The organism is Methylomonas koyamae (assembly GCF_001644025.1).
In the GTDB taxonomy this organism is placed as follows: domain Bacteria; phylum Pseudomonadota; class Gammaproteobacteria; order Methylococcales; family Methylomonadaceae; genus Methylomonas; species Methylomonas koyamae_A.
In genome coordinates, this window is record NZ_LUUK01000190.1 from 1 (window position 1) to 16,154 (window position 16,154).

14 protein-coding genes and 1 pseudogene are annotated in these 16,154 nt (G+C 52.5%); 12 read left to right on the forward strand and 3 right to left on the reverse strand.

Annotated features, from left to right (window positions below; all coding sequences use genetic code 11):
- Window positions 1-1,196 (reverse strand): tyrosine--tRNA ligase (gene tyrS / locus A1355_RS17500; protein ID WP_231883712.1); only part of this gene is annotated, 1,196 nt, incomplete at its 3' end.
- 144 nt (window positions 1,197-1,340) lie between these two features.
- On the opposite strand from tyrS, the gene A1355_RS17505 reads away from it, so the two are divergent.
- On the forward strand, window positions 1,341-2,633 hold the full coding sequence (locus tag A1355_RS17505; RefSeq protein ID WP_064030563.1) for a peptidoglycan DD-metalloendopeptidase family protein: 1,293 nt from the start codon (window positions 1,341-1,343) through the stop codon (window positions 2,631-2,633).
- Window positions 2,634-2,637: 4 nt separating this feature from the next.
- Window positions 2,638-3,747, forward strand: a complete 1,110-nt coding sequence (locus tag A1355_RS17510; RefSeq protein WP_064030565.1) for an anhydro-N-acetylmuramic acid kinase — start codon at window positions 2,638-2,640, stop codon at window positions 3,745-3,747.
- On the opposite strand, the gene erpA is transcribed toward A1355_RS17510, so the two are convergent.
- Window positions 3,744-4,076: an iron-sulfur cluster insertion protein ErpA gene (gene erpA, locus A1355_RS17515; RefSeq protein WP_064030567.1), complete on the reverse strand. Its 333-nt coding sequence runs from the start codon at window positions 4,074-4,076 to the stop codon at window positions 3,744-3,746. The two genes, A1355_RS17510 and erpA, sit on opposite strands and share 4 nt — an antisense overlap.
- Window positions 4,077-4,202: 126 nt before the next feature.
- Here erpA and sixA point away from each other — a divergent pair, with 126 nt between their 5' ends.
- Entirely contained in the window at window positions 4,203-4,685 is a 483-nt protein-coding gene (sixA, locus tag A1355_RS17520) for a phosphohistidine phosphatase SixA (protein WP_064030569.1), read from the forward strand.
- A 118-nt stretch (window positions 4,686-4,803) separates the two neighbouring features.
- Here the strand turns inward: sixA and A1355_RS24730 are convergent.
- Window positions 4,804-5,235, reverse strand: a pseudogene (locus A1355_RS24730) (transposase); the annotation flags it as partial.
- Window positions 5,236-5,353: 118 nt separating this feature from the next.
- Between A1355_RS24730 and A1355_RS17530 the strand changes: the two are divergent.
- The 9 genes from A1355_RS17530 (at window position 5,354) to A1355_RS17570 (ending at window position 15,857) form a co-directional block, all read left to right on the forward strand.
- Window positions 5,354-6,106 (forward strand): TonB-dependent siderophore receptor, encoded by a 753-nt coding sequence (locus A1355_RS17530; RefSeq protein WP_064030572.1) that lies wholly within the window; start codon window positions 5,354-5,356, stop codon window positions 6,104-6,106.
- Between the two features lie 157 nt (window positions 6,107-6,263).
- Window positions 6,264-6,833: an RNA polymerase sigma factor gene (locus A1355_RS17535; RefSeq protein WP_064030573.1), complete on the forward strand. Its 570-nt coding sequence runs from the start codon at window positions 6,264-6,266 to the stop codon at window positions 6,831-6,833.
- Between the two features lie 2 nt (window positions 6,834-6,835).
- The gene (locus A1355_RS17540) at window positions 6,836-7,774 is read left to right on the forward strand and encodes a FecR family protein (protein ID WP_157197935.1); all 939 of its coding nucleotides are present in this window, start codon (window positions 6,836-6,838) and stop codon (window positions 7,772-7,774) included.
- A gap of 106 nt (window positions 7,775-7,880) precedes the next feature.
- Entirely contained in the window at window positions 7,881-10,466 is a 2,586-nt protein-coding gene (locus tag A1355_RS17545) for a TonB-dependent siderophore receptor (RefSeq protein WP_064030575.1), read from the forward strand.
- 197 nt (window positions 10,467-10,663) lie between these two features.
- Window positions 10,664-11,188: an RNA polymerase sigma factor gene (locus A1355_RS17550; RefSeq protein WP_064030576.1), complete on the forward strand. Its 525-nt coding sequence runs from the start codon at window positions 10,664-10,666 to the stop codon at window positions 11,186-11,188.
- Window positions 11,189-11,244: 56 nt separating this feature from the next.
- Window positions 11,245-12,213 carry a FecR family protein gene (locus A1355_RS17555; protein WP_157197936.1) on the forward strand — a complete coding sequence of 323 codons (969 nt, stop codon included), beginning with the start codon at window positions 11,245-11,247 and terminating at the stop codon, window positions 12,211-12,213.
- Window positions 12,214-12,613: 400 nt separating this feature from the next.
- Window positions 12,614-13,795, forward strand: a complete 1,182-nt coding sequence (locus A1355_RS17560; RefSeq protein ID WP_064030578.1) for a DUF262 domain-containing protein — start codon at window positions 12,614-12,616, stop codon at window positions 13,793-13,795.
- On the forward strand, window positions 13,773-14,873 hold the full coding sequence (locus A1355_RS17565; protein WP_064030579.1) for an AAA family ATPase: 1,101 nt from the start codon (window positions 13,773-13,775) through the stop codon (window positions 14,871-14,873). The genes A1355_RS17560 and A1355_RS17565 overlap by 23 nt, the downstream gene beginning before the upstream one ends.
- 3 nt (window positions 14,874-14,876) lie before the next feature.
- Window positions 14,877-15,857: a hypothetical protein gene (locus A1355_RS17570; protein WP_064030580.1), complete on the forward strand. Its 981-nt coding sequence runs from the start codon at window positions 14,877-14,879 to the stop codon at window positions 15,855-15,857.
- Window positions 15,858-16,154 lie beyond the last annotated feature (297 nt).

Sequence of the window (16,154 nt, forward strand, 5' to 3'; positions counted from 1 at the left end):
GCGTCAAGCGTTATTTCGACGCGAGCAAACTTACGCTTACCAACCTGGTAGACATGGTTGGTGTCGACCGGGATAACGGCTTTAACGTCTTCTATTTTTTCTCCATCGATTTTCACGGCGCCTTGCTTGATCAGACGCATCGCTTCCGAAGTGCTATCGACCAACCCGGCGTTTTTCAACAAATTGGCAACTGGAATCCCAGCCGCATCGACCTTCAACCCCACGGACTGGATATCATCAGGCAGCGCGCCGCGTTGAAACCGGGCTTCGAAAGCTTCCAATGCGGAGACCGCCGCCGCCGCCCCATGAAACCTTTCGACGATTTCCTGGGCCAGCGCGACTTTGTGATTACGCGGATTCTCACCGGTGGCGCAGGCTTGCCGTCGTGATTCGATTTCCGCCATCGGCCGAAAACTCAAAAGTTTGAAATAACGCCACATCAAATCGTCGGAAATCGACATCAACTTACCAAACATGTCATCCGCCGTATCCGCTATGCCGATATAGTTATTGAGCGATTTGGACATTTTCTGAACGCCGTCCAAGCCCTCCAAAATAGGCATTGTCAACACCACCTGCGGCTTTTGACCATATATTTCCTGCAACTGGCGCCCTACCAACAGGTTAAATTTTTGGTCAGTTCCTCCCAACTCGACATCCGCCTTCATGACGACGGAATCGTAACCTTGAATCAACGGGTAAAGGAATTCATGGATAGCAATCGCTTGACCACTTTTGTAGCGCTTACTGAAGTCGTCCCGCTCCAGCATTCGAGCTACGGTATGCTTGGCCGCCAACTGGATCAACTCGGCACTGGTCATCGCACCCATCCAGGAAGAGTTGAACTTGACTTCGGTTTTTTCGGGATCGAGAATTTTGAAAACTTGGGCTTGGTAAGTCTTGGCGTTCTCCACCACCTCTTCCCGACTTAACGGCTTCCGCGTAACGTTCTTGCCGGTAGGATCGCCGATCATCGCGGTAAAATCGCCGATCAAGAATTGCACCTTATGCCCGATATCCTGGAACTGTTTGAGCTTGTTGATCAGTACGGTGTGACCAAGATGTAAATCCGGTGCGGTGGGGTCGAATCCAGCCTTGATCGTTAACGGCCGACCCTCTTCTAATTTTTTCAGCAAATCCGCTTCCAGCAAAATTTCGTCAGCGCCGTAACGCAGTTGAGCCAAAGTTTCCTGCAACAATTTCCCCTCCCGGTAACCTTAAAGTTTGGGGGCGCATTATATGATGCAATTGTACGTGAGGATAAAAAATGCCCGTTTATGGCAGTTAACGACGAAATTGCCTACAATGAGACGCTCGACAAACAATGAAAAGTGATTACTGTGCAGAACAGAATACTCAAGTCGGCGCTACTCGGCGCCTACACCGTTGTTGCCGCCGGCGCAAGTTACGGATTAATACCGCATAGAACCTTCGAAGATAAAAGGACGCTTGAACAAGAAGCCCTGATCTCCGCAAAAATCAACCAGTATACGAATTACGTCGAGCCGGCTCCCGAGCAGCCTTTGGACGTCACGGAAGAACTTGAACATACCGTCCGATCCGGCGAAAGCTTGTCATCTATTTTCTCCGACTTGAACTTAAGCCGCGAAGACCTGCATAAAATCGTCCATGCCAACGCCACAGGCAAACAATTCGCCGATGTTGCCCCCGGTAACGACGTGGTGGCCACCCTAAACGCCGATGGCGAACTGGAACGACTCACCTATGCAAAAACCCCCTTCGAAACGCTGATTGCGACTCGACACGACGACGAGTTCGATGTCGAACTGCTCAGCAAAAAAGTCGATTACCAACTCGCCAGTGCCAAGGCGACTATCCACGCATCATTATTTGAAGACGGCACCCGCGCCGGGCTGCCTGAGAAACTGATTTTAAAACTGGCCGACATTTTCGCCTGGGATATCGATTTCGCGCTGAATTTACGGGAGGGCGATCAATTTACCGTGGTTTACGAAAAACTCTTCGTCGACGGCAAGGAATTCGACAGCGGCGACATTCTCTCGGTCGAATTCGTCAACCAGGGCAAGGTCTATACGGCGGTACGCTTCGAGGACAACCAAGGCAACACCGGTTACTACACCCCCGAAGGCAACAGTCTGCGTAAAGCCTTCCTACAAACGCCGATGGATTTCGCCAAAATCAGCTCGCACTTCGATTTGCACCGCAAACATCCCATCCTGAACACGATACGCGCCCACAAAGGCGTCGATTATTCGGCCGCGACCGGCACGCCGATTAAGAGCACCGGGGACGGCAAAATCATTTTCAAAGGCGGCAAGAACGGCTACGGCAATGTGGTGGAAATCGAACACGGCCAAAAATATTCAACCCTATACGCCCATCTGTCCGGCTTTAAGTCCGGTTTAAAAACCGGCGGTTCCGTGAAACAGGGCGAGGTTATCGGCTATGTCGGCAGTACCGGTTTAGCGACCGGCCCACATTTGCACTACGAATTCAGGATCAACGGTGAACACGTCAATCCTCTAACCGTCAAACTACCTCATTCCCTTCCCATGGACGCTACGGTACTCGCCAAATTCAAGGCGCAAACCCAACCCTTGCTTGCCCAACTCAAACAAGCGAAAGGCGAAGCTCAGTTCGCCCAAAATTAAGCCTATGCCCGATCTATATGTCGGCTTGATCTCCGGAACCAGCGTCGACGGCATCGACGCCGCGCTGGTCGATTTCAGCGACGGCGCCATCCGTCTGATCGCGTTTCACTATCAACCCTTCGGCGAAGAACTCCGCAGCGCCATTTACCGGATTAGCCAGCCCAATCAAGCGGTGCATTTAAAAGAATACGGCGAACTGGACTGCAGACTCGGCATATTATTTGGGGACGCGGCAACCGCCTTGCTGGCGAAAGCCAACATAGACGCCAGCAGAGTCAACGCAATCGGCAGCCACGGCCAGACGATTTACCATGCGCCGGAACCGCCTTTCCCATTTACACTGCAAATCGGCGATCCCAATGTGATCGCGGAATGCACCGGCATCACAACCGTAGCCGATTTACGCCGCCGCGACATCGCCGCCGGCGGTCAGGGCGCACCGTTAGTACCGGCATTTCATAGCGCGGTGTTCGGCGACTCGACGCAAACGCGAGTAATCGTTAATATCGGCGGCATCGCCAACATCACAGTTTTAAACGATCAGCCGGTTATCGGTTTCGACACCGGCCCCGGCAACGGCCTAATGGACTGGTGGTGTCAGCGGCAACGCCAACAAGCCTACGACGCCGACGGCGCGTGGGCCGCGACGGGCAATGTTCACGCCGGTTTACTCGCCGCCTTGTTGGATGATCGATATTTCCGCTCGCCCCCCCCAAAAAGCACTGGGAAGGAATACTTCTCTAGCGCTTGGCTAACGGAAAAACTCCAACCATTCGGCGACTTACCGCCGCAAGACGTGCAGGCCACGCTCTGTCAATTCACCGCCGACTCGATTGCCGCCGCAATCCTCGCTTGGGCAGCCGAAACGAGACAAGTGCTGGTGTGCGGCGGCGGAGCGCATAACGGCCACTTGATAGGCTTGTTGGAAAAAGCGTTAAACGTACCGGTCGAATCGACCGCGAGATTCGGCATCGACCCGGATTGTGTCGAAGCGATGGCTTTCGCTTGGCTGGCGAAACGAACCTTACAAAACCAAGCAGGGAATTTACCCAGCGTTACCGGCGCGAAAACGCCGGTAACGCTGGGCGGAATTTATCCGGGCAATAAGCGTTAAGCGGAAAACGACGATCCGCAACCGCAAGTGGTCGTCGCGTTGGGGTTCCGAATGACAAATTGCGCGCCGGACAAATCTTCTTTGTAATCGATCTCGGCGCCTTGCAAATACTGGATACTCATCGAGTCGATCAACACCGTGACGCCGTCCTTCTCGATTTGGGTATCGTCGTCGTTGATGTCCTCGTCAAACGTGAAGCCGTATTGAAACCCCGAACAGCCGCCGCCGGAGATATAGACCCGCAACTTAAGGTTATCGTTACCCTCTTCCTGGATCAGGCCGGCAACCTTCCGCGCGGCATTATCGGTAAATACAATCGCATCAGCCATAATTTAGACTCTTCAGTGACTACAAAATAGGTAACGGATTATGGCTATACCCAGTAATTTAGTCAAGATTACCCAATATCGCACCGCTAGCCGTTGCGCCCCTAACCTCCAGATAACTAGAGCACTATGATCATCACCTTGCTTAGACACGCCGACGCCGAGCCGCAACGTATCGGCATCGCCGACGCCGACCGCCATCTAACCGAAAAGGGGGAGAAACAAGCCAAACGCCTGGCTAGATTCTGTCTCCGCAACCGCCTCTTGCCCGGCAGACTTTACGCCAGCCCGCTGGCGAGGGCTCAACAAACCGCCAAACTGCTGCAGGCGAATCTGACCGGCTGCCCTATGCCGCATACAGCGCCATGGCTAGCAGGCGACAACGACACTCACACCTTGCTTCGAGAGCTGACCATTCTCGCCGAAGATACCGACGACGTGTGGCTGGTCGGACATGAGCCGAATTACTCCGACGTTGTAGGCCAATTGCTAAGCACCTCACCCGCCAGCGTAATCGTCAAAAAAGCCTCGCTAATACGTTTGGAGATCACGTTCGCCGAACCGGCCACCGCCACGCTATTGTGGAGCATTCCGTGTTCCTTGATGCACTGACGCAAAATGACCAACAGAACCGGACTAGTCTGCGATCCGAGACAGCCCGAAGTTTACGGCCGACAACCGCAAGCAGCTTGACGACCCGAAAACAGAAACCACCTTCAATTCTAAGCAAGGCCCAGACCTGAATCAGCGTACCGTCCACGGAAAAATGGTCGTCGGACAGCAATTTTTGCCAGTCCGCCAAGGCCGGCACTCGTTCGAAAAACAAGCGACTGATGCGCTCGTTCAGCAAGCGGTCGCGGTTGGCGCTGAAAGTGGAGTCGTCCCAAACTTCGTCGTCCATGGTCAAGCCAACGAACCAGCGATACAACAGGTTGAAATCGATATGCTCTGCCAACTGCCGTTCTGGACGGATGGAAAACAGGACGTGCTGTAGGCGGGTGTGGAGCAAACGTTCCGGCGGAATGGGATCCTGTCCGCGACGGGCGTAGAGCGTGTTGAACTCATCGTTGAATGTGGACAGTAGCAGATCGACCACTTTGCGCGGCTTGCGGAGCGGATGTTTTTTCGGAATCCGTTCTTCCAGGGTTCGGTAACTGAACAGCTCTTATTGGGTGATGTCGGCGCCGCGCATGGGATCGATGTAATATTTGAAGATTCTGCTGTTTTATCATTCAGAACAATGCTTTATGAATTAGTCGCGCATCTGATTCAACAAATCAATGCCGATTGCGGAGGAGATAAAATCAACAGCCTATTACAGCAATTACTCCGAAAGCTTCGGCGCCAATCTGGGTAAGGTTTGGCCAAATCAAGCGGTGCCCCCATCGGAAGCCGAACAATGGGAGGTGGGCGCGAAAACCGAGTTTTTTGGCGGGCGCTTACGCGCCACCCTGGCTTACTATGACCTGACCAAAACCAATGTGGCTACCGACGACAATCTGCGGCCCAATCAAGGCTTCTCCGTGGTGGCTGGCGCGGTGCTCAGCCGTGGGCCGGAGTTGGACATTCAAGGCAAAATCCTGCCCGGCTGGAACGTGATAGCGACTTATGCCAATACCGATGTGGTGACCACCAAAACCTTCAATGCCTACCCCGCCCAGGGTGATCGTTATCACGGCGTGCCAAGAAATACCGCCAGCTTTTGGAATACCTACGAATTCAAGAACGGTGACTGGCAAGGATTGAAAGTCGGTGGCGGCATCACCTTGCGCGACAATCAGGCAACCAACGATCCATCGGGCGCCGATCTGGAGGTGCCGGGTTACGAAACCGTGGATTTGATGGCCGCCTACAGCCGCAACATCGGCAAATCCAAAATCAGCGGGCAATTCAACGTCAACAATCTACTGGACAAATACCACTACAGCTCCATCATGCCCTATCGCATCCCTTCGGCTCTGGGTTATGACACCAGTTACGTCAGCTTCGGTACGCCCCGTTCGTTTATGGGTTCCATCAAAATCGAATACTGAACTCCGTTAGATCACGGACGGCTATATCCGCATTCCGCCCCGCGCATCGTTTCGCCGGTAGCCTTTTCCAACAATCGATGGCATAGTTTTATTACATTCAAGTTGGCGACATTCCCCACCATGCCGCCGACCAACAGGTTAAGGAACACACCTCGTCATGAATAAAACCATCGCCATCGATGAACCGTTGACATGGCCCACCGAAACCGCCGCCGCGGTTTCAATCAACCCCTCCCTAGTCGGTAAACTCTACGACGACCATTATCAGGACTTGCAACGCTATCTGCGGCGGCATTGCCCCGATCGCGAATCGATGGAGGTGATATTGCAAGAGGTCTATTTGAAGCTGCTGGAAATGGACGACCTGAGCGCGATTCAAACGCCTGGCGCCTATCTGAACCGCTTGGCGCGAAATTTATTGATCGATCATTATCGCCGCCGACAGCGCGAGGGCGGCCACTGGGTTAACGACAGCGAGGAAATCTGGGAAAACGCCGACGCCGGCTTCGACCACGAAACCGATCTGCATTACCGGCAACAGTTGGAAACCTACGAGCGCCTATTACAACAACTGCCGCCGCCGATTCCCGATGTGGTCTATCTGAACCGTTATCAAGGTGTCTCGCTGGAACAAATCGCCAAGCGCTACGGTAAGTCCAAAAGCTGGGTCGAAAAAACTATTGCGAAAGCGCTACTGTACTGCAGACAGCGCATGCAGGATTTTTGAACGTGGCCGATTCCGCTTACCGAACAAGCGACGCCGACGCCATCGCCAACGAAGCCGCGCACTGGGTTGCCCGGCTAGAATCCAGCCGGATGGACGAACACGAACGCCGTGCTTTCATGGCCTGGATCAAACAGTCGCCGGAACACCGCGCCCGATTTTTTGAGATGCGCAAACATTGGCAAGGCCTGAGCAGTGCCAGCAGCGCGGTCCGGACGCGGACCACAGCCTTTCGCGCGCCGGCACTCCGCTACGCGGCGGCGATTTTACTGGCGGTCGGCTTGCTGAGTTGGCATTTCAGATTACCGGACCGGCTGCAAGCCGACTTCGCGACCGCGCCCGGCGAATCCAAAACGGTACAACTGAGCGACGGCAGTACGCTGTATCTGAACGCCGACACCGCGCTAGCGATAGCCTTTACCCCGCAAGGCAGGCAAATTCGACTGTTGCGCGGCGAAGTCGAGTGTCGGGTCGCCCACGACAGCCATCGGCCTTTCGCCGTCGTTACCGGTCCGGATCGCGTCACCGCGCTGGGTACCGACTTCAGCGTCTACCGCGACTCGGGGCAAACCACGGTATCGGTGTTCGAAAGCACCGTACAGATTGAGCACGCCGACCACCTGGTCGGCGTATTAAACCCTGGCCAACAACAACATCTCGACGATGAAACCGGTGCCGCTCCGCTGGTGAATGGCGTCGGCGACGACGCCCGCGCCTGGCGATACGGCCAATTGGTGTTTACCGCAAAGTCGCTGACCGACGTGATCGCGGAACTGAACCGCTACCGGCCCGGCAAGCTGGTTTTAATGAATCGGACGGCCGCCCAACGCAAAGTCAGCGGTGTTTTCAATATCAACGACCTGGAAACCGCGATCCAGACCATTGCCAACACTCAGCAACTTCGGACGGTTCGCTTGGGCGCTTGGCTAACGGCGATTTACTGAGCCTCCCCACAAAAAAAATTCCGCGGATTTTTACGACCCTACCCCCGTCGTTTCGTCAGTGTAAAAGAAGGCCTACTTCGAGGCTAACCGAAAGGAAACGACACCGATGACTCAAAAACCACTATCGCCGCTATTTTGCCTATTGTGCGCCGCGCTGCCCGCTTCGCTACCCGTGGCCGCCGCCGCCGAACCGGTCCAATCCAGCAGCCAGGGACCGCAAGACTTCGATCTGCCGTCGCAAACCCTGGGCGAGGCCCTCAAGGCTTTCAGTCGCCAAACCCGCTTGCAATTGTTTTACGATGCGGAACTGGTGGCCGGCAAAATCAGCCTCGCGCTTCAGGGGCGTTTTACGCCAAGCGCCGCGCTACAAAAAATCCTGGAGAACAGCGGGATACGTTATCGCCTGGAAAACGGGAACACGCTGGTTTTGGAAAAAGCCCCAACGAAACCCGATCAGCCGCAATCGGCGAATACACTGCCCTCGGTCAACGTCGTCGGCCAAACCGTTCAATTCGACGCCACAGATCCGTATAACGAAGATTACGTGCTGCCGAACGCCACCAGCGGCACCAAGACCGACACGCCGATCATGGAAACGCCGTTGAACGTGCAGGTGATATCCAAACAGGTGTTGAAGGATCAGCAGGTCATCAACCTGGGACAGGCCTTGAAAAACGTCAGCGGCGTGACCACCGGCAGTTTTGCTTACGGCACGGGGAATGCCAACGTCGCCAATCAGCAAATCACGTTGAGGGGCTTTGCCTCGGAAACCTTCTTTCGTAACGGCTTTAGGTTGCAACAGGGCTCGGCCCAGCGTGAAATGGCTAACGTGGAAAGTGTAGAAGTTCTGAAAGGCCCCGCAGCCATTTTATATGGCCTGGCCGAGCCGGGCGGCATGGTCAATGTCGTCACCAAGCAACCGTTAGCCACGCCCTATTATTCCGCCAGCCAACAGTTCGGTTCTTATGATCTATATCGAACCGTATTGGATGCCACCGGTCCGCTGACCCAAGACGACACCTTGCTTTATCGCACGGTTTTTTCGTATGAAAACAGCAATTCCTTTCGCGACTTGGTCTTCAACGACAGCGTGTTTTTCGCGCCTTCGCTAAAATGGAATATCAGCCCTAAAACTCAGGCAATGCTGGAATTGGAATATCAGCATAAAAAGTTTGGCGCCGACGTTGCGGCCGTGCCGGCTATAAACGGTCAACTTCTGAATATTCCCAATAGCCGTAATTATGGCGAATATTCGCCAGGCCAGACCGATACCATTTTCGTAGGCATGAATTGGTCGCACCAATTCAACGACGATTGGTCGATCAAGCATCGGGTATCGGCCAATTTGAACGATAGCTTTATTCCAGTAAGTAGTTACCCCGTTTTTAATCTGGCCGATCCCGCGACATTGGCTGTATTTCAAAGTTTTGTTCTCGGCCCCATCACGCCTAATTCTATTCCGCGATTGTCCTACATAAACCAGAAAAACGATAAAGACACCTACTCCACCAATCTCGATCTGGTGGGGCATTTCGATACGTTGGGCTTGAACCATACCCTGCTGTTCGGCGGCGACTATTACCGACTTGACTCTAGCGGTAGTTCCCAGACCGATTTTGGTTCTTTTTTAAATTGGTATGCGGGCGGTTCGGAACCATCGAATATCGATGCCTTCAACCCCAGCCATCCCGGCAGAAATTATCCACCGACGGTCGATCCGACCAGCTACAACAAAACCGTCACCAATACCGATCAATACGGCCTTTATTTCCAGGATCAGATCAAGCTACCTTATAACTTTCAGGTGATGGGCGGTATTCGTTACCAGTACATTCATCAAAAGCAGTCATCGCAAAACTACACCGGCACGGTGACTCTACAAGACCCAACGACCCAAGACGCGGTGACGCCGCGCGTCGGCATTCTGTGGCAACCGCAAAGCTGGCTGAGCCTTTACGCCAACTATGTTGAAGGTTTTGGCGCCAATACCGGCAAGACTTATGTCAGCCCCGGCGTCAGCAAAACCATAGACCCGACCAGTGCCAGCCAATTCGAAGGCGGTATCAAGACTTCGTTCTTTGACGGCCGCTTGCGCGCCACCTTGGCTTATTACGACCTGACCAAAACCAACTTAGCCTCAACCGACCCCAGGCATCTCAATGACTGCGGGGGAGGTCCCTGTCAGATCGCGGTTGGCGAAGTCCACAACCGCGGTCCGGAACTGGATATTCAAGGCGAGATTTTGCCGGGCTGGAATGCAATAGCCACTTACTCGTATACCGACACCACTATCAGCAAAACCAATCCCGAAAATGAAGCCTTTTTGGGCTTGTATCCGGTCGGGACTCGCAATTGGGGCGTACCGCGCAATACCGCCAGCGTTTTCAGTACCTATGAATTTCAAAGCGACACTTTGAAAGGCTTCAAATTTGGCGGCGGGGTTAATCTGCAAAGCAGTCAATTGACTTGCTGTCTCGCGCCGCAATTTACCATCCCTGGCTATGCCACCGTTGATTTGTTGGCGGCCTACAGTATCAAGGTTGGAAAAACCAAAGTCAGTGCGCAGTTGAATGTGAATAACTTATTGGATAAGTATTATTTCACCGGAGCCGGATTCGATAGTCCCAGCCTGATGTTTCCAACCTTCGGTCAACCCCGATTTTTCATGGGGTCCATCAGCGTTCAATATTAGCCCAGGCAAAATGGAACGCCACGTTGGTCCCGCCTGGATGACGGCGGGCGTTCCTCGCCATAGGATGCCAGCCGCTAGCCAACAACAGCATCACGGGCATCGATTGGCGAATCGGCTTACGCGATAGCGCGACGACAATTTGCGGTGTACCATGCGCGGAGAATTCACGCTTTCACTCGACGCAAACATCCCAACGCATGAACGACTTGGCAAGGCACAGGGTTCAGTGCCTAATCGAAACCCATCAGAAGGATTTGCAGGCCATGTTGCGGCGGCGCCTGGATTGTCCGCAGGATGCCGCCGATGTGGCCCAGGAAGCCTATCGGCGCCTGTTGAAGATCATCCCCGCTCAAGACATTCAAAGCCCCAAGGCCCTGCTGTTTCATATCGCCGGCCAATTAGCGGTCAACGTACTGAACCGCCGGGACTGGCACGACGCCAAACACGACGGCGACGCGGCGCTCGAGGAGCAAACCAGCCGGGACCACAATCCCGAACAACAATTAAGCCTATCGCAAACCCAAGCCGTGATTCGCGCCGCGATCGACTCGATGCCGCCGCGCCGGCGCGAAGCCTTCGTTCTGCATCGCTTTCACAATCTCACCTACCCGCAAATCGCCGACATCCTTGGTATTTCGGTGGCGATGGTGGAAAAACACGTCAGCGCCGGCCTGCTGACTTGCCGGCAGCACCTGCAGGATGCCGGCTTGTTGGAACCGTGACATGACTCGCCACTGGATTTTTGCGCCGCGCCGCGCTGGCTCGACGGGAGCCGGCGATGCCTGACCATCCCAACGCGCCGTCGCCGGCCGAGGCCGCCAGTGCTTGGTTTGCCCGGCTGCGTTCGCCGGACTGCGGCGCGGCGGACCGTTTCGAATTCGAACGCTGGCTGGCCGCCGATCCGCGCCACCGTCAGGAATATCAAACGTTGGAGTCGCTGTGGCAAGCCATGAGTCCGTTGCAGTCGGTCTATGCCGGTCCGTTAAGCGGTAAACCAACTCGCCGCACCATCGCCAAGCGTTTTTATCCTGTCGGTATCGCCGCCGCGCTGCTGTTGGCGGTTGGCCTCCTGTGGCGGAACCCGTATTTCGGCGAACACTATCAACACTACCATACCGACATCGGCGAACGGCTCGGCGTGACCTTGGCCGACGGCAGTTTGCTGGAATTGAACACCGCGACCGATGTCACGGTTCGATACGACAAAGGCCGGCGCGAGTTGACACTCGAACGCGGGGAACTGTTCGCTCAAGTCGCCCACCAACCCTGGCGACCTTTCGTGGTCAAGGCCGACGGCGGCGAAACCCGCGACATCGGCACCCAATTCGCGGTCTATCGCGGTCCGGCATCCACCACGGTCAGCGTGTTCGAAGGCGAAGTGGAAGTCCGCTCCGGCGCGGATGCCCAAGCTCTCGCCACCACCTCGCTGCGCGGCGGCGAGCAACTGGCCTACAACGCGTCCGGGCGCCAATCCGCGCCGATCGCCATCGACATCGAAGCCCACCAAGCCTGGCGGCGCGGCGAAATCATCTGGCGCAACCAAAGCTTGGCCCAGGTAGCCGCTGAAATCGAGCGCTACCATCCTGTCCGCATCCAACTGGCCTCGCCCGGACTGGCAAGCCAACGCATCAGCGGCGTGTTCAAGGCCGACGACCTGAACGGCATCGTCTCCGCCATCGCCGCATTGCTGGACGCCGAGGCCCGCCGGCCATCGCCGGACGTCGTGGTATTTACCGAGAACCGATAGCGCTTGTAACGGTTCGGCGCAAAGCGAAATTTTGCCTTTCGGCGGACTTCAATTTTCGCGATCGCGATTTCAGGGACGAACGTCGAATCGATAGTGGTGTTCGCGATGCTTTATTTAAAGCAGAGTTGGATGGCAAATAGTGGCATGGCCTGATTTCAACGAAGGTTGGATAGGTCTTCAATGCTGGCTATCGGCCAAAACCGGACTTTCGCTCTCCCATTAAGTCTGACGCTTGAAAGTCTGCTTACCTATGGACGGAGCCATCCGTAAAACTTGGCTTTGTTTACATTTTTATACCCTTATAATGAGCGCATTGTGATAGCTCTCAAGGAAGTCTTTGGAATTGTTGTTTTTGATAATGGGCAATATGTTAGGCGAGGAATGAATCGATTTGATATGTATGGATAAAGAAAACCTACAAGAACAAGACTTATTGGAAGAATTGACTTCTGATCAGCAGCGCACTGGAGTAGAGGTTGAGAAAACTTCTGATGACTCTGTCGCAATAGTCGAGCCGTTCGATCCTGAGAAGATCGATGTCAAGACTAAACCTATGACAGTTGATTTGATCATGGCAAGGATTCGAGGTGGCGATGAAGAGATAGACTTAATGCCCGACTTTCAGCGTCGGGCCGGCATATGGGATCAGACTAGAAAATCGCGCCTCATTGAGTCTTTGCTACTACGGATTCCTCTACCTGTATTTTACGTCGCTTCGAATCAACAGGATTGTTGGTCTGTAGTTGACGGCCTTCAACGTATTACGACACTTAAAGAGTTCATTCATGACAAAGTGTTGGTGTTGCAAGGGTTAGAATTTCTTCATAAATTGAATGGTAAAAAATTTGTTGATCTTAATCGTCAGATGCAACGCCGAATTATGGAAAGCGAAGTCACCGTTCACATAATTCAGCCGGGTACTCCTTCGCCGGTTATGTTTAATATCTTCAAGCGAATTAATACCGGCGGGTTGCCGTTATCGGCACAGGAAATTCGTCACGCCATAAAGCAAGGGGCCGCTACAAAATTACTAAAGGAATTGGCTGAATCCAAAAATTTCAAAGAGGTTACACGCAACAGTATTCGCGATGAGCGCATGGCCGATCGGGAGTGTGTACTCAGATTTTGCGCTTTTTACATTAATCCTCCGGATAAATACAATACCGGCGATCTCGATGCATTGTTAATTCAAACCATGGATGAAATCAATTCGTGGCCGAATAATAAAATCAAGGATCTAACCAAACGCTTCAAAAATACGATGGATGCTGCGAAGCGAATCTTTGGTAAATGGGCGTTTCGAAAATATTACGGTTACGGATATAGGTTAAGTCCAATTAATAAGGCACTTTTCGAAGTGTGGGCCGTGAATTTGTCAAAACTTTCGAGCGATGAAATCGATTACCTCGAGAAACATCGTGAAGCTCTAATGGATAAATTCGCAGACATTATGATGCTTGACTTGGATTTCCAATCGTCAATTTCAGCCGCTACTGGTTCCGTTTCAAATGTACGGTTGCGGTTTAAAGTAATCGGCAATCTGATTCAGGAGGTTATGCATGCTGAAAAAGCTGCATCTTGAAAACTTCAAAGGATTTAAGACCTTAGAAATTCCATTTCGTAACGTTACGCTGCTTGCCGGATTGAACAGTGCAGGGAAAAGTTCGGTAATCCAAGCACTCTTGCTTTTAAAACAGATCGATTATCAGCGAGACCCAAGCACTGATCATGCTGAATTATTTCCTAATGGCGACTATGTATCTCAGGGTAGCGGTAGAGAGTTGTTATACGAGTTTGCCGAAACTGATGAAATATTGATAGCTTGTGAAACGTCTCAGCAATCGCATTCTTGGCGTTTCAAATACAATCCCCAGACTCACCGGCTTGTTACAGAGGATATATTCGGGCGCAAAGATTTGGCGACCCTTGATCAGTTACGGTTTTCCTATCTAAGTGCGGAACGTTGGGGGCCGAGGTTGACCTATCCATATGAAGATGTGGAGCAAACAAAAGGATTGGGTATTTACGGCGAATATGCGATTCGCTACCTAATCGAACATGGCGATGCGCCAGTCGAAAATATTGCCGCACGCCATCCCGCCGCTAAAGGCGATAGCCTTATTCATCATGTTCAGGCATGGTTAGGCGAGCTTAGTCCCGGTGTACGCATCGATGTGAAACCGCTACGCGACGCCGGAGTTTCTCTGCTAGGTTATGGTTTTGAACGGCGAGGCGATGTGGCTTCGCGTTATTATAGGCCAACTCATGTTGGTTTCGGGTTGACATATTGTCTGCCACTCGTAGTGGCCCTGCTTTCTGCTGAACCTGGCACCGTATTACTATTGGAAAACCCTGAGGCTCACTTACATCCACGAGGCCAAGCCGAACTTGCAAGGTTGATTGCTTTGGTTGGTCGAAATGTGCAGGTTATTTTAGAGACTCACAGTGATCACGTCATGAACGGATTGCGTGTGGCAGTTCGGCGAGAAGAGTTGACACCTGAAAACGTCGCATTGCATTACTTCCAACGTGAAGGGACAAATGCCTATATAGAAACGCCGGAAATTGATGCTAACGGTAGACTTTCCTTCTGGCCTGATGGCTTTTTTGATGAACACGAACGCATGCTCGCGGCACTAGTCCGTAAATCGAAAAACTGAAACATGCGTACGCCAGATATCATTTTCAATGAAACATCTATTACATGTTGCTCCGTTCCCGATCTCGAGTCTGCGCGTATAGCTTTCGAAGAGTTTGTTTCGGTGATCGGTACACTAATTGACATCGGGGCCACTAATAATGTCATCCGGTCTCAATGCTGCCTTCAGGATGTCCGTATATTGACACAATCTGGAGACGAATGGGCGGTAGAAGATTGGTTACTCGATAAAACCTCAGATCGAGATATGCGATCTTTCGTATTGACACCCGATACAAAGATACCAATTGAAATCGGCCTATTACTTGATCAAGAGCTTGAAGACGCATTGATTGTGCAAGAATACCGTATAGCAACCGCTGAAGGGCCAGACTGTTTTGCAGTTGGTTTCGCTCTTTACAGTGGAGATGTTGTAGTCAGCATCCCCACATCTCCTATATGGGACACACATCCGCTCCGAGCATATGTTTGTAGTGACCTATCAATTATTCGAGAAGTTGTGGTTGACCATGCCAGCCGGGAAGGCCACTGCTATTTGCTTCAGGAACTGTTCAAGAAAAGATATATCAGTTCAGTTACCACAGCAGCGGAATTGAATTCTGAGAAGGAAAAGCTTTTTCCAAATCTACGATTCTCTCCTGATGTAGCTGATCAGATCGAGCAGATCGATTCGCGATACATTACTGGAGTGTTGGCAAAACTGGCTAAAATGAACGAAACAGCCGAACACTGGCGCAAGGCTGAATCTGTTACTCCGAGTTATCTGTTTCAATGGCGAGGAGAAAGTGCTTCTACAATGAGCAACTCTGATTGCCTTGCCGCCCGTAAATTCCGTATGCCAGAGGGCAATACATTTGACATATTCGAACATCATACTGATTTTTCGAAAAGTCACCGTATTCATTTCATTGAAGACAGAAATGAGCGGGATTTCATAATCGGTTATATCGGAAACCATCTTCCGACGGTGCTTTTTCCACATTGAGTGTGGAAATATGAATAATAAAGGCTGACCGCTTAGCCGAGAAGGTTGTCATTGACTGGAAGCGGTTACGAGCGACTAATAAGGGTCGAGACAAGACGATCATGCCCTACCCAAGCAAGCCGATGACTTCCCAATAACCGAATTCCAAACAGTTAATTCGACGCCATGGTATCGATCAGCGGGATGCTTTCTAACCCCAATTTACAAAAGCCCAACAACTTCGCGCCGGCTAGCGTAAACCGTAAACGCCCAGCCGTCCCGCCTGTCAAAACCATTGCGCCTGCGGCATCCTGTGAT

What these genes read in the sequence shown, in the direction of transcription:
- sixA (WP_064030569.1), top strand. Translation starts at nt 4,203, where the DNA reads ATGATCATCACCTTGCTTAGACACGCCGACGCCGAGCCGCAACGTATC.
- A1355_RS17530 (WP_064030572.1), top strand. Translation starts at nt 5,354, where the DNA reads ATGCCGATTGCGGAGGAGATAAAATCAACAGCCTATTACAGCAATTAC.
- A1355_RS17550 (WP_064030576.1), top strand. Translation starts at nt 10,664, where the DNA reads ATGAACGACTTGGCAAGGCACAGGGTTCAGTGCCTAATCGAAACCCAT.
- A1355_RS17510 (WP_064030565.1), top strand. Translation starts at nt 2,638, where the DNA reads ATGCCCGATCTATATGTCGGCTTGATCTCCGGAACCAGCGTCGACGGC.
- A1355_RS17570 (WP_064030580.1), top strand. Translation starts at nt 14,877, where the DNA reads ATGCGTACGCCAGATATCATTTTCAATGAAACATCTATTACATGTTGC.
- erpA (WP_064030567.1), bottom strand. Translation starts at nt 4,076, where the DNA reads ATGGCTGATGCGATTGTATTTACCGATAATGCCGCGCGGAAGGTTGCC.
- A1355_RS17545 (WP_064030575.1), top strand. Translation starts at nt 7,881, where the DNA reads ATGACTCAAAAACCACTATCGCCGCTATTTTGCCTATTGTGCGCCGCG.
- A1355_RS17555 (WP_157197936.1), top strand. Translation starts at nt 11,245, where the DNA reads ATGCCTGACCATCCCAACGCGCCGTCGCCGGCCGAGGCCGCCAGTGCT.
- A1355_RS17535 (WP_064030573.1), top strand. Translation starts at nt 6,264, where the DNA reads ATGAATAAAACCATCGCCATCGATGAACCGTTGACATGGCCCACCGAA.
- A1355_RS17560 (WP_064030578.1), top strand. Translation starts at nt 12,614, where the DNA reads ATGGATAAAGAAAACCTACAAGAACAAGACTTATTGGAAGAATTGACT.
- A1355_RS17565 (WP_064030579.1), top strand. Translation starts at nt 13,773, where the DNA reads ATGCTGAAAAAGCTGCATCTTGAAAACTTCAAAGGATTTAAGACCTTA.